Source organism: Desulfobulbus propionicus DSM 2032, assembly GCF_000186885.1.
Classification (GTDB): Bacteria; Desulfobacterota; Desulfobulbia; order Desulfobulbales; family Desulfobulbaceae; genus Desulfobulbus; species Desulfobulbus propionicus.
Genome location: NC_014972.1, coordinates 1,005,041 through 1,026,867, shown reverse-complemented (window position 1 = coordinate 1,026,867; position 21,827 = coordinate 1,005,041). Strand labels below are relative to the sequence as shown.

15 protein-coding genes are annotated in these 21,827 nt (G+C 64.5%); 8 read left to right on the top strand and 7 right to left on the bottom strand.

From position 1 onward, the window contains the following. Positions 1–70: 70 nt before the first annotated feature. Both DESPR_RS04555 and DESPR_RS04550 read right to left on the bottom strand, forming a co-directional pair. Positions 71–2,737, bottom strand: coding sequence for a sensor domain-containing protein (locus DESPR_RS04555; protein ID WP_015723639.1), 2,667 nt, complete (start codon positions 2,735–2,737; stop codon positions 71–73). 128 nt (positions 2,738–2,865) lie between these two features. After that, positions 2,866–4,218, bottom strand: a complete 1,353-nt coding sequence (locus tag DESPR_RS04550) for a sigma-54-dependent transcriptional regulator (protein WP_015723638.1) — start codon at positions 4,216–4,218, stop codon at positions 2,866–2,868. Between the two features lie 89 nt (positions 4,219–4,307). Between DESPR_RS04550 and DESPR_RS04545 the strand changes: the two genes are divergently transcribed. The 8 genes from DESPR_RS04545 (at position 4,308) to DESPR_RS04510 (ending at position 16,434) form a co-directional block, all read left to right on the top strand. Beyond that, on the top strand, positions 4,308–5,606 hold the full coding sequence (locus DESPR_RS04545; RefSeq protein ID WP_015723637.1) for a class I SAM-dependent RNA methyltransferase: 1,299 nt from the start codon (positions 4,308–4,310) through the stop codon (positions 5,604–5,606). Positions 5,607–5,739: 133 nt separating this feature from the next. Further along, positions 5,740–7,227: a lysine--tRNA ligase gene (gene lysS / locus DESPR_RS04540; RefSeq protein ID WP_015723636.1), complete on the top strand. Its 1,488-nt coding sequence runs from the start codon at positions 5,740–5,742 to the stop codon at positions 7,225–7,227. A gap of 16 nt (positions 7,228–7,243) precedes the next feature. Next, positions 7,244–8,470, top strand: a complete 1,227-nt coding sequence (locus DESPR_RS04535; protein WP_015723635.1) for a lipoprotein-releasing ABC transporter permease subunit — start codon at positions 7,244–7,246, stop codon at positions 8,468–8,470. Further along, positions 8,463–9,137 (top strand): ABC transporter ATP-binding protein, encoded by a 675-nt coding sequence (locus tag DESPR_RS04530; RefSeq protein WP_015723634.1) that lies wholly within the window; start codon positions 8,463–8,465, stop codon positions 9,135–9,137. Before DESPR_RS04535 ends, DESPR_RS04530 begins: the two co-directional genes overlap by 8 nt. A 128-nt stretch (positions 9,138–9,265) precedes the next feature. Continuing rightward, positions 9,266–10,129 carry a radical SAM/SPASM domain-containing protein gene (locus DESPR_RS04525; RefSeq protein ID WP_015723633.1) on the top strand — a complete coding sequence of 288 codons (864 nt, stop codon included), beginning with the start codon at positions 9,266–9,268 and terminating at the stop codon, positions 10,127–10,129. A gap of 15 nt (positions 10,130–10,144) precedes the next feature. Further along, positions 10,145–10,981, top strand: a complete 837-nt coding sequence (locus DESPR_RS04520) for a CHAP domain-containing protein (protein ID WP_015723632.1) — start codon at positions 10,145–10,147, stop codon at positions 10,979–10,981. A gap of 49 nt (positions 10,982–11,030) precedes the next feature. Next, on the top strand, positions 11,031–15,374 hold the full coding sequence (locus DESPR_RS04515) for a DEAD/DEAH box helicase (RefSeq protein ID WP_015723631.1): 4,344 nt from the start codon (positions 11,031–11,033) through the stop codon (positions 15,372–15,374). A gap of 88 nt (positions 15,375–15,462) precedes the next feature. Then, a complete protein-coding gene (locus tag DESPR_RS04510) occupies positions 15,463–16,434 on the top strand; it encodes an MBL fold metallo-hydrolase (protein ID WP_015723630.1) in 972 nt (323 codons plus the stop codon). A gap of 72 nt (positions 16,435–16,506) precedes the next feature. On the opposite strand, the gene asd is transcribed toward DESPR_RS04510, so the two are convergent. From asd to hisD, 5 genes are all read right to left on the bottom strand, one after another. Continuing rightward, entirely contained in the window at positions 16,507–17,625 is a 1,119-nt protein-coding gene (gene asd, locus DESPR_RS04505; RefSeq protein WP_015723629.1) for an aspartate-semialdehyde dehydrogenase, read from the bottom strand. A gap of 38 nt (positions 17,626–17,663) precedes the next feature. Next, on the bottom strand, positions 17,664–18,584 hold the full coding sequence (gene prs, locus DESPR_RS04500) for a ribose-phosphate diphosphokinase (protein WP_015723628.1): 921 nt from the start codon (positions 18,582–18,584) through the stop codon (positions 17,664–17,666). A 23-nt stretch (positions 18,585–18,607) separates the two neighbouring features. Then, positions 18,608–19,693 carry a 3-isopropylmalate dehydrogenase gene (gene leuB, locus DESPR_RS04495; RefSeq protein WP_015723627.1) on the bottom strand — a complete coding sequence of 362 codons (1,086 nt, stop codon included), beginning with the start codon at positions 19,691–19,693 and terminating at the stop codon, positions 18,608–18,610. Between the two features lie 101 nt (positions 19,694–19,794). Beyond that, positions 19,795–20,448, bottom strand: coding sequence for a 16S rRNA (guanine(527)-N(7))-methyltransferase RsmG (gene rsmG / locus DESPR_RS04490; RefSeq protein WP_015723626.1), 654 nt, complete (start codon positions 20,446–20,448; stop codon positions 19,795–19,797). Next, a complete protein-coding gene (gene hisD / locus DESPR_RS04485) occupies positions 20,435–21,748 on the bottom strand; it encodes a histidinol dehydrogenase (RefSeq protein WP_015723625.1) in 1,314 nt (437 codons plus the stop codon). Before hisD ends, rsmG begins: the two co-directional genes overlap by 14 nt. Positions 21,749–21,827: the final 79 nt, after the last annotated feature.

Sequence of the window (21,827 nt, the reverse complement as noted above, 5' to 3'; positions counted from 1 at the left end):
CTTCGGCCAAGATACGCCCGTCTTTCTGCGAAAAAACAAGCAGGCGTATTACCACAGGGGTGAAAAAGCGTCAACCGCCCATTTGCGCGGCCGTCGCCAGCAGAGAAGGCACCTCTTCCGCCCGTAGGGGGGGCGACAGGAACGGTCCCTGGGCCTGATCGCAGCCATGCCGGCGCAGGAAATCGTGCTGCGACTGGCGATCGATCCCGTTGCCAACCACCCGCATCCCCAGGGAATGACCGAGGTTGATGATGGCTGAGGTCAAGATGCAGCTATCCGGGTTGGCCGGCACATCGGCCAATACGGCATCGCTGATGGTCAGGCTGCCCAGCGGCAGCCTCTGCAGGCGAGCCAGCGAAGTCCGGTCGGCCCCGAAATCACTGACCGCGCAGCCCAGCCCAAGCCGGCCGAGCCGCCCGAGACACTCGATCATCCGGGCGGTGGCCTCGGTCACGGCTGGTTCGCGAACCTCGATCACCAGCATCGCCGGCGTTACCCTGCCCTGCCGCAGCATCCGATCCAGGGCGGCGAGGAAACCGCTTTCCAACAGTTGCCGTGAGCCGAGCGGAATGGTCATCGGCGGGCACGGGTATCCCAGCTCCCCCCAGGCCTGTAGAGGGGCGCAAACCTCGCCGAGCAGCCATTCGTTCAGCAGATCCAACACGCCGCACTCCTCGGCGGCCGGCACAAAGTCGTGGGGCAAAAGCACTCCCATGGCCGGATGATGCCAGCGCGGCAAGACCCGCAGCCCCGTCAATCGGCCGCTGTGCAGATCGTAGCGGGGCCCATACTCAAGACGCAGCTCGCCGTTGGCCATGGCCCGGCGGAACTGCTGGCCGCTCAACCGCGGCCGCCCGCCGTTGGGGGGCATGCCCTTGCGGTAAAACTGATAGTTGCTACGGCCGATCTCCTTGGCGGCATACAAGGCCAGGTCGGCACATTTGATCACCTCTTCCATGGTGGCGCCGTCCAAAGGAAAAAGCGCGATACCGATGCTGGTGGTAATGGTGAGTTCATGGCCCTTGGCCAGGACCGGAACGCCGAGGGCGGCCATGATCTTGTCGGCCACCACCGACGCATCCTTGCGATCATGGATGGCTTCGAGGATGAAGACAAACTCGTCGCCGCCCAGCCGGGCCACTGTATCCGACTGGCGGCATTGGCGCTGCAGACGGGCGGCCACCTCCACCAGCAGGGCGTCGCCGACATCGTGACCCAAGGTGTCGTTGATGCTCTTGAACCGGTCAAGATCGAGAAACAGAACCGCCACCCCGCTCCGGTTGCGCTCCGCCTTGCTGATCGCCTGGGCAAAACGGTCGCGGAACAGAAGCCGGTTGGGCAGCCCGGTGAGGGGATCGTGGTGGGCCAGCCGGTACAGATGTGACTGGCTCTCCCGCAGTTCCTTTTCGATCCGCAGACGGTCGGTGATGTCGCGGGCCACCTCGATGATCCCGTACAGCTTGCCCTGACCGTCCCGGAGCGGCGATGCCTCCAGTTCGAAGGTGTTGTTGACGCCGTTGCCGTGATAGGGGTTGTGGATCAGCTTGGCCGGCTGTCCGTTGCTCTTGACCTGTTCCACCGGACAGGGATAGCGAAGGTCTTGGCACGGCGTTTCCATCCCGCAAAACAGGCGGTAACACTTCTGCCCGCGCAGCGATTCGATGCTGCCGCCGTCACGGACCAATCGCGCCGCCGCCTGATTGATCAGCAACAGGGTATGGTTCAGATCGACCACCATGACCGGATCGCCGGCACTGTCAATCACCGTTTGCAGAAAGTTGCGTTCGTGATTGACCGCGTCGTGCAATTGCTGCTGGACCAGGGCGATGGCCTGATCCTGGTGTTTTTGCAGGGTGATGTTCTGATGGGTGCCGGTCATGCGCACCGGCATGTTGTTGTCGTCCCGCTCCACCACCCGGCCGCGATCGAGAAACCAGGTCCACTCGCCGTCTTTTTCCTGAACCCGGTATTCGATCCGATACTCCTCGGTCTTGCCGGTAAGATGCTCGTTGAGTACGGCAAGCACCCGGTCCCGATCCTCGGGATGAATAAAGCGCTGCGGCTGGACGCCATCGTCCTTGCTCGACTGGTAGTCGAGCAGTTCCCAATGATCGGGGCTGGTATACATCTCGCCGGTGCGGATGTTCCAGTCCCACAGACCCGCCTGGGAGGCGTGCAGGGCCAACTCGTAGCGCTCCTCGATTCGTTTCAGCTCCTGTTCCCGCTGCCTGGCGGCCTCGTCGGCGAACAGCTGGCGCAAGGCCAGACTGATTGAATCGGTCAGATCGGCCACGATCCGGCATTCAACCGTGGTCGGCGGAACAGCGGAGGTCAGCTGCAGGGTGAGAAATCCGGAAAGGCTGGGGGTGCAGCGGATGGCGGCCGACAACGCCAGCGTGGCGCCGCCGGCGGACGAACCGCAGTCGAGCTCGCAGGTGCAGGATTTACACACCACCGCTTGCCCGTTCGCCGCCTGCAGGGCCCGCAGACCGCAGTCCGGCAACTGTCCCTGACGGAGACGGTCCAGAAGCGGAGCAAACCGTTCGCCCAGCCCCGTCTCGGCGGTGATAACCCCACCGGAATCGCGATCGAGCAGCACCAGCAAGGCGGCACTGCTGACCCCTTCGGCGGTCAACCGGTCGCAGAGGCCCTGGAGAAGATTGGCCAAATCGCGCTCGTGCAAAAGAAATCGGCTGGCGGCATAGGCGGCTTCCAGCAGGGGTGCGCAGTGTTGCATTGAAATCGGGGGTCACGCCGGTTAAAGGGATGGCATCGGCGAAAGAGGGGCAAGACGCCTCGGGCCGCCGGGACGCAAGGGGCACACGGTTGGCCTGGGCCGCTTGCAATCACACGATTTTTTCCGCCTCAGCTTATATTATAACTTTTTAGCTTGTTCAAGAGCGTCTTGCGGGTTATCTGCAGACGGCGGGCTGCCTCGCTGCGGTTGCCGCCGGTCTCTTCCAGGGTCTTGAGGATGAGCATTCGTTCGGCCTCCTTGAGGGTCGCAGGCTCCTCCACCTCCTTGGGGGCGTTCAGTCCGGCCCAGCGTTGAATGGCCAGCGGCAGGGCCGCGAGATCGAGATAGTCGCCGCGCATCAGGATCACGCCGCGCTCGATCGAATGCTCCAACTCGCGCACGTTGCCCGGCCAGGGATAGCGGTTGAGCACATCCATGCACTCCGGGGTGATGCCGCTGACCATGCGGCCGTTCTTGTCGGCAAAGCTTTGGAGGAAATAATTGGCCAGCAGGGGAATGTCGCCGTGGCGCTCGCGCAGGGGGGGCACCCACAGCTCGACCACGTTGAGGCGGTAGTAGAGGTCCTCGCGGAAGCGGCCAGCCGCCACCTCTTCCTCCAGGTCGCGGTTGGTGGCGCAGAGGATGCGCACATCGACCTTGATCGTTTCCTGGCCGCCGACCCGCTGCAGTTCGTGTTCCTGGAGCACACGCAGCAACTTGGCCTGCATGCCGGGCGAGGTTTCGCCGATTTCGTCGAGAAAGAGCGTGCCGCCCTGGGCTTGGACAAAACGGCCCTCGCGGCGGCGGTCGGCACCGGTGAAGGCGCCGCGTTCGTGGCCGAACAGTTCGGATTCGAGCAGGGTTTCGGCCAGGGCGGCGCAGTTGACCTTCACGAACGGTCCCTTGCTGCGCAGACTGGTATGGTGCAGGGCCGAGGCGACCAGTTCCTTGCCGGTGCCCGATTCACCGTTGATCAACACCGTGGCCTCGGTGGGCGCCACGTGGACGATCATTTCCCACAGCTCCTGCATCGGTGCCGATGTGCCGATGATCCGGCCATCATCGCCGAAAGGCTGCCCCACGGCCATGGTCTGGCTTTCCCGCTGGCGATGGCCCATGGCCACCTCCAGGGTGGTGCGCAGCCGATCGAAATCGAGCGGCTTGGTCAGATAATCGTGCGCGCCCTGCTTGATCGCCGCCACGGCCGAATCGACCGAGGAGAAGGCGGTCATGATGATCACCGGAATGGCCGGATTGAGGGCATGGATTCGCTTCAGGGCCTCCATGCCGTCCATGGTGGTCATGCGCACGTCCATGAGGATGGCGTCAAAGGGCCCCCGCTCGACCGCGGCCACGGCGGTGGACCCATCGTCCGCCTCCTCGGCGTCCCACCCCCATTCGGCGAACAAGGAATGGAGCATGAAACGGTGCACCCGTTCATCGTCCACCACCAGAATTTTTGCTTTGGCCTGTGCCCCCACGCGCGCTCACCCTTTTCCCGGTTGCTGGATTATCAATCGATCATGAACACAAATAAAAATCAGCAGAATCAAGCTGCTCCACGGTGCCCATGGAACATACGCTGACAATACCAAAGGTGATAGCAGGCGGCAAGGGTCTGGGCACCCTGGCCGACGGCATGAAGGTGATGGTCGCCGGGGTGTTGCCGGGGGAAAGGGTGACGGTACGAGAGACCCGAATCCATCGGGGCTACAAGGAGGCCAGCCTGGTCCGGGTTGAAGAGCCTGCGCCCGAGCGCATTCTCCCCCCCTGCCCTCACTACGGCCTGTGCGGCGGCTGCGACCTCCAGCACGGCAGCTACCCCACCCAGCTGGCGATCAAGCGCTCGATCCTGGACGAGGCCCTGCGGCGATCCCGGCTTGATCTGCCGCCGGATCACCCCGGTCCCGCTTTGTCCTCGCCCCAGCCCTTTGGGTACCGCCATCGGCTGCGGCTCCACCTCGACCAGGTCGGCCGGCTTGGCTTCCATCAGGGCGGGAGCAACGAGGTGGTTCCGATCCGCCGCTGCCTGCTGGCCACCGAACCGATCAACCGGGCGATCGGCGCCCTGGTCGATGCGGGCTGGCCGGCGCGGCTCCGGGAGCTGGTCAGCGCCGTGGAGCTGATCCACAGTCCGGCCGACGACCGGGTGATCCTTGTCCTGCAGGCCACGGCGGCGTTGCGCCCCGACTCGGCTGCCGACCTGGTCACCGCACTCAACCGCCTGGCCGACAACACGATCGTGCAGGCGGAGCCCATCGGCCGGTCGGGGGATCGCGCGCGCGCCGCCGACCTGTGCCAGGATTTCGCGGTCCTTGGCCATGCCTATCGGCTGTGTTGGGATCACCGGTGTTTTTTCCAGGTCAACGTCCGCCAGAATCCACGCTTGATCGAGCTCGCCCTGGGCCTGCTGCCCCTGTCACCGCCACCTCGTGCCGCCCTCGACCTGTTCTGCGGCATGGGCAATTTTTCCATTCCGCTTGGCCTCATGGGCACGCAGGTGAGCGGAGTCGAGCACAACCGGACGAGCGTTCATTGGGCGGAACACAACAGCCGTGCCGCGGGGCTGACCACGGCCCGCTTCCGCAGCGCCGATGTCGGCCAGGCACTGCGCAGCCTGGTGGCGCGCAAGGCCCGCTTCGATTGCGTCCTGCTCGATCCGCCTCGCCAGGGATTGGGCAAGACCGCGGCGCTACTCGCCCGGCTTGGCCCGCAGCATATCCTGTCCATCTCCTGCGATCCGGCCACCCTGGCCCGCGACCTGGCGCTGATCGTCCAGAATGGCTACCGCATCGTTCAGGTCACCCCGGTGGACATGTTCCCCCAGACCCATCACATCGAAACCGTCGCCCTCCTTGAAAGGAATTGACATCAACGCGGACGCGAACTATTTTGACCCGTCCATTTGGGACCTCCAGCGTCTTCCTTCCGTGCCCCAGGGCCTCTTTTCAACCTCCGCCCGCGGGGTTGGCGCATACCACAACTCTTCTCGCACACAGATCATGGAAACAACGAGCAACCTTCTCAAACAGCGGCGGGAAAAGGCCGAATCCCTGGCCCAATCCGGCGTCAAGCTGTTCAGCAATACCTTCAAGGCCCCTGATCCCATCATCGACATCCTGCCCCAGGGCGAACACCTCGCACCCGAATGTCACGACGACTCGGGCCACAGCTACCGGGTGGCCGGCCGGGTGATGTCGATGCGCAAGTTCGGCAAGGCGGCCTTCTTTCACCTCCAGGACGCCAGCGAACGCCTCCAGATCTATGCCCGCCGCGACCTGCTGGGCGAGGAGGTCTACGATCTCTTTAAAAAATGGGATGTGGGCGACATTGTCGGCGTCGAGGGACGGCTGTTCAAGACCAAGACCGGCGAGCTGTCGCTGGAGGCCACCACCCTGCAGATGATCACCAAGTCGCTGCGGCCGCTGCCGGAGAAGTTCCACGGCCTGACCGATGTCGAGACCCGTTACCGCCAGCGCTATCTCGATCTGATCGTCAATCCCGAGGCGCGCGAGGTGTTCAAGAAGCGGGTGGAGATCATCCGGCTGATCCGCGAATTTCTCAACAACCGCGGCTACATGGAGGTGGAAACCCCGATGATGCAGCCGGTGCCCGGCGGCGCCACGGCCAAGCCCTTCCGCACCCACCACAACGCGCTTGACATGGATCTCTACCTGCGCATCGCCCCGGAACTCTACCTCAAACGGCTCTTGGTGGGCGGCTTCGAGAAGGTGTTCGAGATCAACCGCAACTTCCGCAACGAGGGACTCTCGACCCGCCACAACCCGGAATTCACCATGCTCGAATTCTATCAGGCCTACGCCACCTACCACGACCTGATGGACCTGACCGAGGAGATGGTTTCGTGGCTGGCCCATGAGGTCACCGGCTCCATGGACATCAGCTATCAGGGCACACCGGTCAACCTGGCCCCGCCCTGGCGGCGGCTGACCATGGAGGAATCCCTGGTGCAGATCGGCGGCCTCGATCCGGCGGTACTCGAGGACGACACGGCGGTGATGGCGCTGGCCAAGCAAAAGGGGATCGAACTCCAGCCGGGCGCCGGCCCGGGCAAGGCCAAGACCGAGCTGTTCGAGCTGCTGGTCGAGGAACGGCTGATCGACCCGACCTTCATCACCTCCTATCCCACCGAGGTTTCGCCCCTGGCCCGGCGCAACGAGGAAGACCCCACCGTCACCGACCGCTTCGAGCTGTTCATCACCGGCCGGGAGATCGCCAACGCCTTTTCCGAGCTCAACGACCCCATCGACCAGCTGCAACGCTTCCAGAAACAGATCGACGAGCGCGGCGAGGACGAGGAGATCCATCCGGTGCTCGACCGCGACTATGTCCGCGCCTTGGAATACGGCATGCCGTCGGCCGCCGGCGAGGGTATCGGCATCGACCGGTTGGTCATGCTGCTCACCGATTCGCCCTCGATCCGCGACGTCATCCTCTTTCCGCAGATGAAGCCGGAAATCGGCGAGTGATCCGGTCGACCGCCGCATGGCCGCCTTTGAATGGTTCGTCAGCCTGCGCTACCTGCGGGCCAAACGTAAACAGAAATTCATCTCCCTGATCACCGTCATTTCCATCCTCGGGGTGGCGGTTGGAGTCCTGGCCCTGATCGTGGTCCTGTCGGTGTGGACCGGATTCACCGAGGGACTGCGTGATCAGATTATCGGCGTCAACGCCCATGCCCTGGTCCAGCGCTTCGGCGGCCCCATTGCCGACACCGAGGAGGTGACTGCACGGATTCAGGCCGTGGAAGGGGTTGCGGCCACCACGCCGTTCATCAACGGCCAGGCCCTGATCAGTTCCAGCAGCCAGTCCACCGGCGTGTTTCTGCGCGGTATCGATGCCGCCAGCGCCCTGCGGGTGCTCAGCATCGGTCAAAAGATGCAGGCCGGGGCGCTGACCGACCTCGACCAGCCCCTGGAGGTGCCGGCCATTGTCCTGGGCCGCGACATGGCCCGCCAGCTGCAAGTGGGCGTGGGCGACCGGGTGCGCTTGATGTCGCCCAACGGGCCGCTCTCGCCCATGGGGGTGCTGCCCAAGATCCGCACCTGCCTGGTGGTGGGCATCTTCCACACCGGCATGTCCGAGTATGACTCGACCATCGGCTACATCAGTCTCGACACCGCCCGCAGCCTCACCGACCTGCGCCAGGGGGTGCATGGCATCGAGATCCGGGTCGCGGACATCGACCAAGCCGACCGGACAGCCCAGGCTGTCCAGCAGGCCCTGGGCAGCGGCTATTCGGTGCGTGACTGGATGCGCCTCAATCAGAACATGTTTGCCGCCCTCAAGCTGGAAAAGACCGGCATCTTCATCGCTCTCAACCTGATCATCCTGGTGGCGGCACTGAACATCATCAGCGCCCTGACCATGGTGGTGATGGAAAAAAACCGCGACATCGCCATCCTCAAATCCATGGGCGCCACCACCCGCTCGATCATGCGCATCTTCTTCTACCAGGGCATGGTGATCGGCCTTTCGGGCACGGTCATCGGCCTGGCCGGGGGCTTGGGCCTCTGCGCCCTGCTCAAGCGCTACAAGATCATCGAACTGCCGCCGGATGTCTATCCCATGTCCACCATGCCGATCAAGGTGGTGCCGTTTGACGTGGGCGTCATCCTCATCTCCGCCATCGTCATCACCCTGGCCGCGACCCTCTACCCCTCGTGGAAGGCATCGCGCATTCGTCCGGCCGAGGCCCTGAGCTATGAATAAGCCGCTGCTTCAGGCCACGGGCCTGTGTAAATCGTACCTGAGCGGACAGGACACCATCACCGTGCTCAAGGAGGTCGATCTCTCGGTGCAGCCCGGCGAGATGACCGCGATCATCGGCGCCTCGGGTTCGGGCAAGACTACCCTGCTGCAGATTCTCGGCACCCTGGATGTGCCCGACGCCGGCCACATCGTCTTTGACGGCACCGAACTGACCGGCAAGAGCGAGCCGGAACTGGCCGGCCACCGCAACACCCGTATCGGCTTTATCTTCCAATTCCACCACCTGCTGCCCGAGTTCTCCGCCCTGGAAAACGTGATGATGCCGGGATTGATCAACGGCCGGCCGCGCTCGGTGCTCAAGGACAAGGCCCAGGAGCTGCTTGAGCGGGTGGGATTGGGCGAGCGACTCGAGCATCGCAGCGGCGAGCTGTCCGGCGGCGAACAGCAGCGGGTCGCCCTGGCCCGCGCCCTGGTGATGGAACCGGCCCTGTTGCTGGCCGACGAGCCCACCGGCAACCTCGATTCCGCCAGCGGCACCCGGGTTTTCGCCCTGCTGCGCGAACTCAGTGCCAGCCTCGGTCTGGCGGTGGTCATGGTCACCCACAACATGGAGTTGGCCCGGGCCATGGATCGCTGTCTCACCCTGGTCGACGGCAGCCTGCGATAACCCCGGCCGGAGCCAACAACTCAACGGCCGACGATGCGGCGATCGGCATCGGGTCATGCCGCCCGGGGCGCCGCGGACACAACAGCGCACTTTGCACCATCACCACTCCCCCAGGACGACACCAAGCCATGAACCAACCATGCCCCTCCCCCCGCCTGCAGCCAACGCTGGCCAACCGCCTGAAGTGGATCCGTTATTTCATCAAATTTTCCGTTCGCTACGGCCACTGGGATTTTTTCAGCGATTTCAACATCGAGATCAACACCTCGTGCAACAGGCGCTGCGCCTACTGCCCCAACAGTGTGTTCGAGCGGGGGCTGATCAAAAACGAACAGCGCATGGACGAGGCCCTGTACCATAAGCTGATCGACGAGCTGGCCACCATCAACTTCAGGGGACGGCTCAGCCCCCAGCTGTACGGCGAACCGCTGCTCGACCCCCGACTCATCCCGCTGATGGCCTACACCAGGGCGAAGCTGCCCAAGGTTCATATCGTCCTCATCTCCAACGGCGATGCCCTGACCGTGGACACCTTCCATGCCCTGATCGAGGCCGGAGTCGACAAATTTTCCATTACCCAGCACGGCGAATCGATGAGCAACAACATGCAGGCCCTGTTTGCCCATTTGGAAAACAACGACAAGCTGTTGGCCAGGATCCGCTACAACCGCTTCGACGCGGATACACCGCTGTACAATCGCGGCGGCCTCATCCAACCGGCCAGGGTCAACACCGTTCCCCGCTGCACCGATCCCGGCAATCCGGTGGCCATCGATTACGCCGGCAACGTGATCCTCTGCTGCCACGATTATCTGAGCTCGGTGGTCTTCGGCAACATCCGCACCGACAAGTTTCTCGATATCTGGTTCAGCCCCCGATACCGGGCGATCCGGAAACAGCTCAGAAACGGCGAATACCGCCTGCCCATCTGCCGAAAATGCACTGGGCAGGAAGCGTCCTGCCCCCCGCAGCAGACCGTCACCACTTTCTAACCGCCGGAGAATCCCATGCACCGATCCGCTCTCAATACAGCCCTGTTCCTAGCCAGCGCCCTCCTGCTTTTCTGCGCCGGCTGCTCGCCGACCAAACACTCCGCGGCCACGCAGCAATCGCCGCCGACGCAGGCGCATCGGCCCACCGCCGACGCCACCGATCCGGCCGCTGCCGCCAGCACGGCGGGCGAGGCGGCAAGGGAGGCGAGCGCGTCCCCGGTCTGCGCCTCCCCGGAACAGCTCCTCAACAGCGAGCGCAACCGGGATGCCTGCTACCATCTGCGGCCGGCGAAAACGATGGTGGTCAAAAAGACGGTCAAACAAAGCCGTCCATCGAACAAAGCAAGCAAGAAAACCGCCGGAAAGACGACCAAAGGCAAGGCCGCCAAGGTGGCGGTCAAACAGAAAAAAAAGGCGGCCGCCGCCACGACCCGGGTCGTCACCACCAGGACCGTCGGTCTCTGTCAGCCGCAGAGCCTGATCTATGCCCGCTGCCGCACCGGGATCACCACCTGCCGACTGGGCAACACCAGTCCGGTCCAGTGGTTTGCCTGCGCCCGCGCCAACAGCGCCACCTCGGCCATGCCCGCCGCCGGCTCGGTGATCGTCCTCGACGCCAACACAGGCCGCAACATGCCCACCGGTCATCCCGCCTATGTCGAAGAGGTGCGTAACAATCCCGATGGCACCTGGACCCTGCGCATCAGCCACACCAACTACGACCGCCAATGCCATCTGGACCAGGATGCCACGGTGTTGTTTGATCCCCGGCGCATGACCGCCTCGTTCGAATCCGGCCCCTGGGGTCCGTGGGCCAAGAATCTCAAGGTCCTGGGCTTTATCCTCCGCTAGCTGCGGTTGTTGAAAGGCTGCAACCATCCCCTCTCTCCCTGAGCCGCCCATGTCGCCCCCACATCGAGACGCCGACCGCGCCAAGTTGTTGGAACAGATTAACCGACTCTCCCCCCTGGAACGCTCCGTGCTGTACGTCCTGGCGGTAGCCGCCGAACCTGTGGCCAATGCCACGGTGTGTACGCTCTGCACCCAAGCCGGCCTGCCCTTGAACGACGAAACCGACGGTCCCCCCCTTACATCCTTGGCCCCGCAGTTGCGTCGCCTGCGAACTCTGGGGCTTATCGACGAGCACAATCTGATCAACGAGCTGATCGTCGAGGTGGTTGTCCGCAGGCTGTTTGCCGACAAACAGAGTACAATCACGCCACTGCCGCAGACCGTGGAAACGGCCAAGAAACGCGTTATCCCCAACCGCAGCGGTGTCAAAACCCGCGCTCCCAAACCGCAGCCGCTGCCGGTTCCTGTCTTCCTGGCCTGGTCGATTATCACCGCTGTCCGCTCGGTGCTGCCCGCACCAACCACGTCGTATTCCTTCATGGGCCGCCAACTGACCGCCGCCTGCAGCCGGACCCAACGCGAGTTGCGCATTGCCCTGTACTACGGCGACGACGCATCGAGCCTTGCCGCCCTAACCGACACCCTGCTCTCCCACTGCTGCGAACACCAGCCGTTCATTCATCCGCTGGTCCGCTTGGTCGCCAACCCCTTTGACCCTGTTTGGTGTACAACCCTGCCCGCCGCACGTCAGATCCAGCTCCTCACCCTCATCCTTTCCCACTCGTTTTTTTATCTGGAAGCAGAGCCGGAGGCGTGGAAGCTCGCCTGTGATCCGGCCCTGCGGGCGGCGGCTTCCCCAGGCGACCGGGTGACGCTGCTCTACTACCTGATCCACCAGCACATCCTCAGCGGGCAGACCGCCCAGGCGCGCCAGTGCATTGAAGAGATGCGGCGCGACACCGCCAACTACGCTTTTGGATTCGGCGGCTGGATTGCCCTGATCGAAGGCCGGATCGACGAGGCGCTGGAGCTTTTTGAATCCGATCTCAAGGAATTGCGAAAACGACAGCGCAAACGCGCCGCCCTTCTCAGCTCCGACCTGACCCCCTTTTTCCTCCTGGCCCTGCTGCGCAAGGGTGACGCCGCCAGCCTTGGCAAGGCCGGCGTCTATCTCGACCAAGCCCTGCGCCGCAGCGAGCCGGTCAACTCCATAGCCGTTGGCCTGGCCTCCATCGAGGCCATGCTCGGCAGCCAGAGCGGACTTTCCGCCGAGGCCGCTCGCCGGCCGCTGCGCCCCTACACCGAGAAGAGAAGCAAAATCGAGGGCGCGCTCGGCCCCCTCCTGGTCGGCATGGCCCTGTTTTCCATTGACGGCCGCCTCGCCCGCAAGGACATCACTCTCCTCAACCAGTCGTTTGAGCGCGCCCGCGAGGCAGGATTCGACTGGCTGGCCCTGGAGTACGCCCAGCTGCTCTGCCGGGCCGACAAGGAGACAACCAGCCGCCGGGAGTATGTTCGCGCCACCCGCGAGACCCTGGGCCTGGTTCCGCTGACGGCGGGCATCGAGGTCGAGGTGCCCTGGCGCAAGAGCCTGCGCGCCCTGCGCATGGCGGCCGAAGGCGCGGACAAACCGAACACGGAAGGCGGGCATGGGCCGCGCAACCGCATCGTCTATCTGCTGCGCTTTGCCGCCACCGGGGCACTTGCCGAAATCAGTCCGCTGGAGCAAAAACTCAGCGCCAAGGGCGTCTGGACCAAGGGACGGCCCATCGCCCTGCAACGACTGGTCAGCGGCGACAAGCTCGACGGCCTGACCGAGGCCGATCACCCCCTGCGCGCTGCCATCCGGCGGGTGGACGCCTATTACGGCAGCCATCACTACGCCTTCAACCTCAAGCAGGCCCTGCCTGCTCTGATCGGCCATCCCCTGCTCTTCCTCGCCGATGCGCTGACCACACCGGTGGAAGTGCTCAAGGGCGAGCCGGAGATCCTGGTGGTGGGCAAGGGCAAGGATATGGTGATCCGCTTCTCGCCCGACGTGGGGAGCGAGGAACGCTACGCGTTGGTGCGGGAAACGCCCAGCCGCTATCGGGTGGTCGAATGCACCGAGGCCCACCATCGCCTGGCCCGGATTCTTGGCGCCAAAGGCCTGACCCTGCCGGCGTCGGCCATGGACGAGGTGGCCCCGGTGCTGGCCTCGATGGCCTCCCTGGTCACGGTCCACTCGACCATTCCCGGAACGGCCCACGCGGTGACCGCCATCCCGGCCGATCCCCGCCCCCGCGTCCATCTCCTGCCCCACGGCGAGGGGTTTCGCCTGGAGGTCTTTGTCAGGCCACTGGGCAATGGCGGCCCTTACCTCAAAGCCGGCCAGGGAGCAAAAAATCTGATGGCCGACGTTGAAGATCGCAAATGCCAGACGGAGCGCAACCTGCAGGAGGAAAGGGCCCGGGCCGCGGCCTTGGTGCGCAGCCTGCCCAGCCTTGCCGCCTTGTCCGAGCTGGACGGCCAGTGGTTTGCCGAGTCGCCCGAGGAGGCCCTGCAGGTGCTGCTGGAATTGCGGGAACGGCAGGAACACGGCGACGCCCTGGTGGAGTGGCCCGAGGGCGAGAAACTCAAGGTCGGCCCCCCGGTGTCCTGTGCCAACATGCGCTTGCGGCTGGGCAGTGCCGACAACTGGTTCGAGGTCGAGGGCGAACTGCGGGTGGACCAGGAGCGGGTGCTGAACATCAAGCAGTTGCTCGACCTGGTGCAGACCACCCCGCACCGTTTTCTGCCCCTGGGCGACGGCGAGTTTGTCGCCCTGTCCCACGAGCTGCGCAAACGGCTCGATGAGCTGGCCGCTTATGCCGACAAACGGGGCAAAAAGATCGGCGTCCATCCCTTGGCCGCCCTGGCCCTGGAGGAGTTCACCCATCAGGTCGGCGAACTGGATGCCGCTCCCCAGTGGTTTGAACGGATCTCGCGCCTCCGCGAGGGACTGGCCCAGACGCCGCAACCGCCCTCGACCCTCAAGGCCCAACTGCGCGACTACCAGCGCGACGGCTTCCACTGGCTGGCCCGTCTGGCGCATCTGGGGTTGGGTGCCTGCCTGGCCGACGACATGGGGCTGGGCAAGACGGTGCAGACCCTGGCCGCCATTCTCCACCAGGCGCCCCAGGGACCGACCCTGGTGATTGCCCCCACCTCGGTCTGCGCCAACTGGCTGGCCGAGGCCAGGCGCTTTGCCCCCACCCTCAACGGCATTCCCTTCGGCGGCACCGATCGCCAGAATCAAATCGCCCATCTTGGCCCCTTCGATCTCGTCGTGGCCAGCTACGGCCTGCTCCACCAGGAATCGCACCTGCTCACCGCGGTCCAGTGGCAGACCGTGGTGTTGGACGAGGCCCAGGCGATCAAGAACGCCGCCACCAAGCGCTCGCAGGCGGCCATGCACCTCCAGGCCCGATTCAGGGTCGTGACCACCGGCACGCCGATCGAGAATCATCTGGGCGAGTTCTGGACCCTGTTCAACTTCATCAACCCTGGCCTGCTCGGCTCCCGGGAACGATTCACCACCCGCTTCGCCGCGCCGATCGAACGGCACAACGACCGCGAGGTCGCCCGCCGGCTGAAAAAATTGGTACAGCCCTTTATCCTCCGCCGGCTCAAATCCCAGGTGCTCGAAGAACTGCCGCCACGGACCGAGGTGGTACTCCGGGTGGAACTGAGCCCGGAGGAAACGGCCTTCTACGAGGCCCTGCGCCAACAGGCCCTGGAGCGGATCGACGCCGAGCAAGGGACAAACGGGCAGAAGCCGATGCGCATCCTGGCCGAGATCACCCGCTTGCGCCAGGCCTGTTGCCACCCGCGCCTGCTCCAGGCCGACAGCACGATCGCCGGCGCCAAGCTCGCCCTCTTCGGCGAGGTGGTGGCGGAACTGCTCGACAACGGCCACAAGGCCCTGGTGTTCAGCCAGTTCGTCGGCCACCTGGCCCTGATCCGCGAATATCTCGATGCGCGTGCCATTCCGTACCGTTATCTCGACGGCTCGACTCCGCCCAAGGAACGGCAGCGCGAGGTCGAGGCCTTCCAGGCCGGCCAGGGCGATCTCTTTCTCATCAGCCTCAAGGCCGGCGGCCTGGGACTGAATCTGACCGCCGCCGACTATGTCATCCACATGGATCCCTGGTGGAATCCGGCGGTGGAGGACCAGGCCTCGGACCGGGCGCACCGCATCGGCCAGCAGCGGCCGGTGACCGTCTACCGCCTGGTGGCGCAGCAGACCATCGAGGAGAAGATCGTGCGCCTCCATGCCGAAAAACGCGACCTGGCCGACAGCCTGCTCGACGCAACCGACACCAGCGCCAGCCTCTCCGCCGACGACCTGCTGCGGTTGATTCGGGAGGGGTGAGTTTTTTTCATCGGTGACCGGCTCCTCTTCCTGTTCAAGTGCTTATACTGAAAGGTACACTTGTCACTTCTCGTTCAAGGAGGATGTCATGTTCAGATCGCTGCTCTTCGTTGTTGTCGCTCTTGCTTCCCAGCTCTTCACCATGCCCGCAATCGTCCAGGCCCAGGCACCACAGGTCGGCAGCCAGGTGCCCGGCTATTATCGCATGCAGTTGGGCCGTTTTGAGATCACCGCCCTCTTTGATGGCGCCATTCAACTCGACACCAAGCTGCTCCACAATGTCGACGCGGCCGATCTCGATACCCTGCTCGCCAGGATGTTTGTCGGCAATCCCAAGATGCAGACCGCGGTCAACGCCTATCTGGTCAACACCGGCGAACAACTGGTGCTGATTGATACCGGGGCCGGCACCCTCTTTGGCCCAAACCTCGGTTGTATTCGCCCGAACCTGGAAGCCAGCGGCCATACCCCGGAGCAGGTGGATGTGGTCCTGCTCACCCACATGCACGGCGACCACCTCGGCGGCCTGAACGACGAGCACGGCCAACCGCTGTTCGCCAAGGCCAAGGTGTGGGTCGCCCAGGCGGACAACGACTACTGGCTGAACGAACAGACGGCGGCAAGCGCGCCGGAAGCGAAACGGGCCGCCTTCACGCTAGCCCGCGACATCGCCGCCCCCTACCAGGCCAACGGCCGGTGGAACACCTTTGCCGCGGGCACGGTGCTGGTGCCCGGCATCCGGGCGGTCACGGCCAGCGGCCACACGCCCGGTCATACCGCCTATGCGGTGGAATCCGACGGACAGAAGCTGCTCATCTGGGGCGACGTGGTCCACGCCCATGCGGTCCAGTTCGCCCATCCGGAGGTGTCCATCGAATTCGATGTTGACCAACAGCAGGCCATCGCCACCCGCAAGGCCCTGATGGCGGAAATGGCGAACAGCCGGACCCTGGTCGCCGGCATGCACCTGCCCTTCCCGGGTATCGGCCATGTCCGCGCCGAGGGCAGCGGCAGCTATACCTGGGTGCCGGCGGAGTTTGCGCCCATGCCCGGCCGTTGATCCGTACAAAAAAAAAGCCGCTTCCCGGCATGGGAAGCGGCTCTGCTCTCTGCCCCGTGCGTGCGGGAGAGGTTACCCGATATGCTCCAGGGCAATCTTGAGCATCCGGCGCACCGGTTCGGCCGCGCCCCAGAGCAATTGATCGCCCACGGAAAAGGCGCTGACATACTCGGGCCCGAGATTCATCTTGCGCAACCGGCCCACCGGGATATCGAGCGTGCCGGTGACCCGGGCCGGGGTCAGCTCCTTGAGGGTCTGTTCCTTGGTATTTGCCACCAAGTGGACCCATGGATTATGACCGGCGATGGCCTGCTCGATCTCCGTCAAGGGAACATCCTTGTTCAGCTTGATGGTAAAGGCCTGGCTGTGACAGCGCATGGCGGAGATGCGCACGCAGCAGCCGTCCACCGGAATCTGGCCGGGAGCAAGGCCCAGGATCTTGTTGGTTTCGGTGACCCCCTTCCATTCCTCGCGGGTCTGGCCGTTGTCCATGGCGGTGTCGATCCAGGGAATGAGGCTGCCGGCCAGGGGCGCGCCGAAATTATTGATCGGAAAGGCCGGGTTGCGCAGGGTCTCGACCACGTTGCGATCCAGCTCGAGGATGGCCGAGGCCGGATTGTCGAGCAGGTACCCGGCGTTCTCGCCCACCAGGCGCATCTGCTCCACCAGTTCGCGCATGTTCTTGGCCCCGGCGCCGGAAGCGGCCTGATAGGTCTGGCTGCTGATCCACTCCACCCAGCCGCGCTCGAACAGGCCGCCGAGCGCCATGAGCATCAACGAGACGGTGCAGTTGCCGCCGATGTACTTCTTGATGCCCTTGGCCAAGCCCTGATCGATCACCTTGCGGTTGACCGGGTCAAGGACGATGATCGAATCGGCGTCCAGCCGCAGCTTGGAGGCGGCGTCGATCCAGTAGCCCTGCCACCCCTTGGCCATCAACTGCGGATACACCTCGGCGGTGTAGCTGCCCCCCTGACAGGAGACGATGATGTCCATCTCCGCCAGCAGCGCCACGTTGCGGCCGTCCATCAGCTCATGGACCGTGCCGTTGACCTCCGGGCCGGCCTGCCCGGCCTGCGAGGTGGAAAAAAATAGCGGCTCATAGCCCTGAAAATCCCCTTCCTGCCGCATCCGCTCCATGAGCACGGAGCCGACCATGCCGCGCCAGCCGACAATACCTACTTTTTTCATAGTTTCCTTCCGCTGTGGTTCACAATGTTGCGCCTGGCTCAGTGCAGGCGAAAATATCCCTTCAATTCATCGGCGATCACCGGGGCCACCGAATAGACTTGGAGCAGGTCGTCGCTCTCCCGGCCCGGATAGGTGTCGGCGCCGATGATGCAGCCGATCCCCTTTTCCAGAAAGCGCTCCCGGGCATTGCCGGCCAGGACCAAATGGGTGGCCATGACCATCACTCCGACCGCGCCCGCCTGATAGCAGCGATCCACGGTCTGGAGCATGGAGCCGCCCGTGCGGATCATGTCGTCGCAGATGATCGCGGTCCGGCCCCGCACCGCGCCGGACAACTGGCCGACAATGGTCTGGTCGACATCGTAGCGGTCCTTGTTGGCGGCGGTGTGCGGGCAGCCGAGCAGCCCGGCCAGCCGCGCCACCCGTTTGGAAAAGCCATAATCCGGCGATACCAGCACCGGATTGTCGATGTGCAGCTGGCGGATCTTCTCGGCGGCCACCTGCTCGGTCCACAGATGGCGGGTGCGCACCTCGCCGCTGTGGGCATGCATCACCGACTCGGAGTGGAGATCGAGAAAGGCGACATAGTCGGGCCGGGCGCGGAAGATCTGCCGGGTGCGGGTGATCCCCTTGGGAATCTCGCCCGACTCGGGCTTGGCCCGCTCCATGGTCGAGTAGCCCAGGTAGGGAATGACCACGTTGACCGACAGGGCATTCCAGTAACGCGCCCCGGTGACCAGGTCGATCAGTTCCTGATGGGCGCAATCGTCCGGGGTGTTGGCGATGATCACCAGGTCGTGGCCGGCGATGTCACGGGGAAAGGCATGGTACAGCTCGCCGTCGGCAAAGGTGCGGGTGATCATCTCGGTCACCGGAATATCCAGCTCCCTGGCCACCTTGGCGGCCATTTGCGTGGCGGAACTGTTGGCGATTAGAATGATGTTTTTCCTTCTCGGCATGCCTTTCCCTCCCTGCTGATGGTTTAGTTGGCCAGGATTTCGGCGACGATCGCGTCTCCCATGGCGCTGGTGGACACCGGCGTCACACCCGGAGTGGCGATGTCGCGGGTCATGATCTTCTTGTCGAGAATGGCCGAAACCGCCGCCTCGATGGCCGCGGCCGCCTGGTCCTGGCCCAGACTGTACTTGAGCAGCATCGCCGCCGACAAAATTTGGGCGATCGGGTTGGCGATGCCCTGGCCGGCAATGTCCGGGGCCGAGCCGCCGGCCGGCTCGAACAGGCCGAATTTGGAGCTGTTGAGGCTGGCCGAGGCGAGCATGCCCATGGAGCCGGTGAGCATGGCGGCCTCATCGGAGATGATGTCGCCGAACATGTTGCCGCAGAGCATGACGTCGAACTGGTGCGGATCGCGGACCAACTGCATGGTGGCGTTGTCGATGTAGATGTGGCTGAGCTCCACATCCGGGAACTCCTTGGCCACCTCCTTGACCACCTCGCGCCAGAAGACCATGCAGGTGAGCACGTTGGCCTTGTCCACCGAGGTGACCTTTTTCCGGCGCAGGCGGGAGGCCTCGAAGGCCATGCGGGCGATGCGCTCGATCTCGGAGCGTTTGTAGATCTTGGTGTCCCAGGCGCGCTCATCCGGACCACTGCCCTCGCGCCCCTTGGGTTGGCCGAAGTAGATGCCCGAGGTCAGCTCGCGCACCACCAGCACATCAAAGCCGTCGCCGACAATGTCGGCACGCAGCGGACAGGCGGCGGCCAGGGCCTTGAACACCTTGGCCGGCCGCAGGTTGCAGAACAGGTCAAAATGTTTGCGCAGGGGAAGGAGCGCGGCTCGTTCCGGCTGCTGCGCCGGCGGCAGACTCTCCCATTTCGGGCCGCCGACCGAGCCGAACAGAATCGCCTCGCTCGCCTCGCAGACCGCCAGCGTCGAGGCGGGCAGGGCCTCGCCATGGTTGTCGATGGCGATCCCGCCGACATCGGCGTGGGTATATTCCAGGGCAAAGCCGAATTTCTGTTGAACAGCATCCAGTACCTTGATGGCCTCGGCCATCACTTCCGGGCCGATGCCATCACCGGCCAAAACTGCAATTGTGTGTGCCATAGTATCCTCTGTGGAAAACGGAACGATTCCGTGATGGTGTGGGAGCGGAGAGAGCTTTGTACTACCAGATCATCCGCGATTATTCCAGAAAAAGGCGCACCTCAGGCAGGACAGACAACGGCCAGCAGCCGGGGCGCGCCGGAAAAGGGCAAGGCGAACGCGCGGGTCTCGGCAATCCGCCACGGCCCGGAAGCGAGGGTTTCGATGCCGGCCAGTGTGTGCTCGCGGGCGAGCATCAGGATCACCCGGGCCTCGGGGATGGCCAGGGGCCGGACCAGCGGCAGGAAGAGGCCCGGCTCGGCCACGGCCCGGCTGGTGACGTGGGTAAATCGTCCTTGCCAGGCCTGGGCATGGGGTTCGAGCCGGTCGGCGACCACCTCCGTGTTGCTCAGCCCCAGGGTACGGATCAGGTGACGGAGAAAGCTGACCCGTTTCTGCCGGGGCTCCACCAGGGTGAACCGGGCCTCGGGCAGCACGCAGGCCAGCACCAGGCCGGGAAAACCGGCACCGGTACCGACATCGAGCAGGTGCACCGCCTCCGGCTCCTGCAGCAGCGGCGCCAGGGTGAGCGAATCGAGGAAATGAAGTTCGACCGCCTGCTCTTCCGGGGTGTCGCGGGCGATCAGGTTGACCCGCCGGCTCCACTTCATCAGTTGAGCGAGATAGATGAGCAGCCGCTCGATGGCCTCGTCGCCCAGCGGAATGCCCAGCCGCTGGGAACCGGTGCGGAGCAATTGCCGGTTATCGCTGGCCAAGGCGGATGGCCACCGAATTGCCGTGCGCGGTCAGCCCCTCGAGCGCGGCCAGACGGCGGATATGGTTACCGTCGGCCTCCAGGGCCTGGCGCGAATAGGAAATGATCGAACTCTTCTTGAGGAAGGTCTCCACGCCCAGGGCCGAGGCGATCCGGGCCGTGCCCATGGTCGGCAGCACATGATTGGGGCCGGCGACATAGTCGCCCGCTGCCTCCGGCGTCCACGAGCCAAGAAAGATGGCGCCGGCATGGCGAATTTTGGGCAGCCACTGCCAGGGCTCGGCGATCTGCAGTTCCAGGTGTTCGATGGCGATCTCGTTGGCCAGCTCGATGGCCTGCTCCAGGCTGTCGGCCAGCAGGATCAGACCCCGCTCGTTCAGGGCGGTGCGGGCGATGTCGGCCCGGGGCAGCTGCGGCAGCTGGAGTTCGAGTTCACGGACGATTGCCCCGGCCAGGGACTCGCTGGTGGTGATGACCATGGCCAGGGCCTGCGGATCGTGCTCGGCCTGGGCGAGCATGTCGGCGGCGACAAAGGCGGCCTGGGCGGTGTCGTCGGCCACGATCAGTACCTCGCTTGGGCCGGCGAGCATGTCGATGCGCACCCGTCCCATGACCTGGCGCTTGGCCTCGGCCACGTACTGGTTGCCCGGGCCGACGATCACATCCACCGCCGGCACGCTTTCGGTGCCAAAAGCCAGGGCGGCGATGGCCCAGGCCGAACCGATCTTGTACACCTCGTCGATGCCGATCTCGCGGGCCGCGACCAAAAGGGCCGGGTTGACCCTGCCCTCGCGATTGGGGGGGGTGACCATTACCCGTCGGCCAACCCCGGCGATCTGGGCCGGAATGCCGTTCATCAGCACCGAGCTGACCAGCGGGGTCGAGCCCTCCTTGCCGCCGGGCACGTACAAGCCGGCACTGTCCACCGGCCGCACCATCCGCCCGGTGATGGTGCCGTCGTCGCGGGTCAGCATCCAGGAGTCCTCCAGCTCACGCTCGTGAAAAACACGGACCCGCTCGGCGGCCAGGCGCAGGGTCTGGCGGAACGGGTCGTCCACCTCGCGTTCGGCCAAGGCGAACTCCTCCGCGCTGACCCGCAGGGTGTCCAGGGTCATCACCGGGCTGTCGAACCGGCGGCAGTAATCGAGCACCGCCGCGTCCCCCTCCCGGCGTATCCGGGCAAGGATGGCCGCCACCGCCTCGCGGCAGCCGCCATCGCCTTCCTCGGTGAACCGGTTGCGCAGATCGGCGCGGCGTTGCCGCCCTTCCGGGGTGTTGATGTTGAGTGTGGTGATCTTCATGATTGGTACATCCATCGTCTCGCGTTGAAAAGAGTGGGCCGAACCGGGAGAAAAAGCCGTTTTTTTAGCATGAACAAAG

Bases quoted from the DNA above. Each gene is read 5' to 3' on its own strand.
- DESPR_RS04555 (WP_015723639.1), bottom strand. From the start codon at position 2,737: ATGCAACACTGCGCACCCCTGCTGGAAGCCGCCTATGCCGCCAGCCGA.
- DESPR_RS04545 (WP_015723637.1), top strand. From the start codon at position 4,308: ATGGAACATACGCTGACAATACCAAAGGTGATAGCAGGCGGCAAGGGT.
- lysS (WP_015723636.1), top strand. From the start codon at position 5,740: ATGGAAACAACGAGCAACCTTCTCAAACAGCGGCGGGAAAAGGCCGAA.
- DESPR_RS04535 (WP_015723635.1), top strand. From the start codon at position 7,244: ATGGCCGCCTTTGAATGGTTCGTCAGCCTGCGCTACCTGCGGGCCAAA.
- DESPR_RS04530 (WP_015723634.1), top strand. From the start codon at position 8,463: ATGAATAAGCCGCTGCTTCAGGCCACGGGCCTGTGTAAATCGTACCTG.
- DESPR_RS04525 (WP_015723633.1), top strand. From the start codon at position 9,266: ATGAACCAACCATGCCCCTCCCCCCGCCTGCAGCCAACGCTGGCCAAC.
- DESPR_RS04520 (WP_015723632.1), top strand. From the start codon at position 10,145: ATGCACCGATCCGCTCTCAATACAGCCCTGTTCCTAGCCAGCGCCCTC.
- DESPR_RS04515 (WP_015723631.1), top strand. From the start codon at position 11,031: ATGTCGCCCCCACATCGAGACGCCGACCGCGCCAAGTTGTTGGAACAG.
- DESPR_RS04510 (WP_015723630.1), top strand. From the start codon at position 15,463: ATGTTCAGATCGCTGCTCTTCGTTGTTGTCGCTCTTGCTTCCCAGCTC.
- asd (WP_015723629.1), bottom strand. From the start codon at position 17,625: ATGAAAAAAGTAGGTATTGTCGGCTGGCGCGGCATGGTCGGCTCCGTG.
- prs (WP_015723628.1), bottom strand. From the start codon at position 18,584: ATGCCGAGAAGGAAAAACATCATTCTAATCGCCAACAGTTCCGCCACG.
- leuB (WP_015723627.1), bottom strand. From the start codon at position 19,693: ATGGCACACACAATTGCAGTTTTGGCCGGTGATGGCATCGGCCCGGAA.
- hisD (WP_015723625.1), bottom strand. From the start codon at position 21,748: ATGAAGATCACCACACTCAACATCAACACCCCGGAAGGGCGGCAACGC.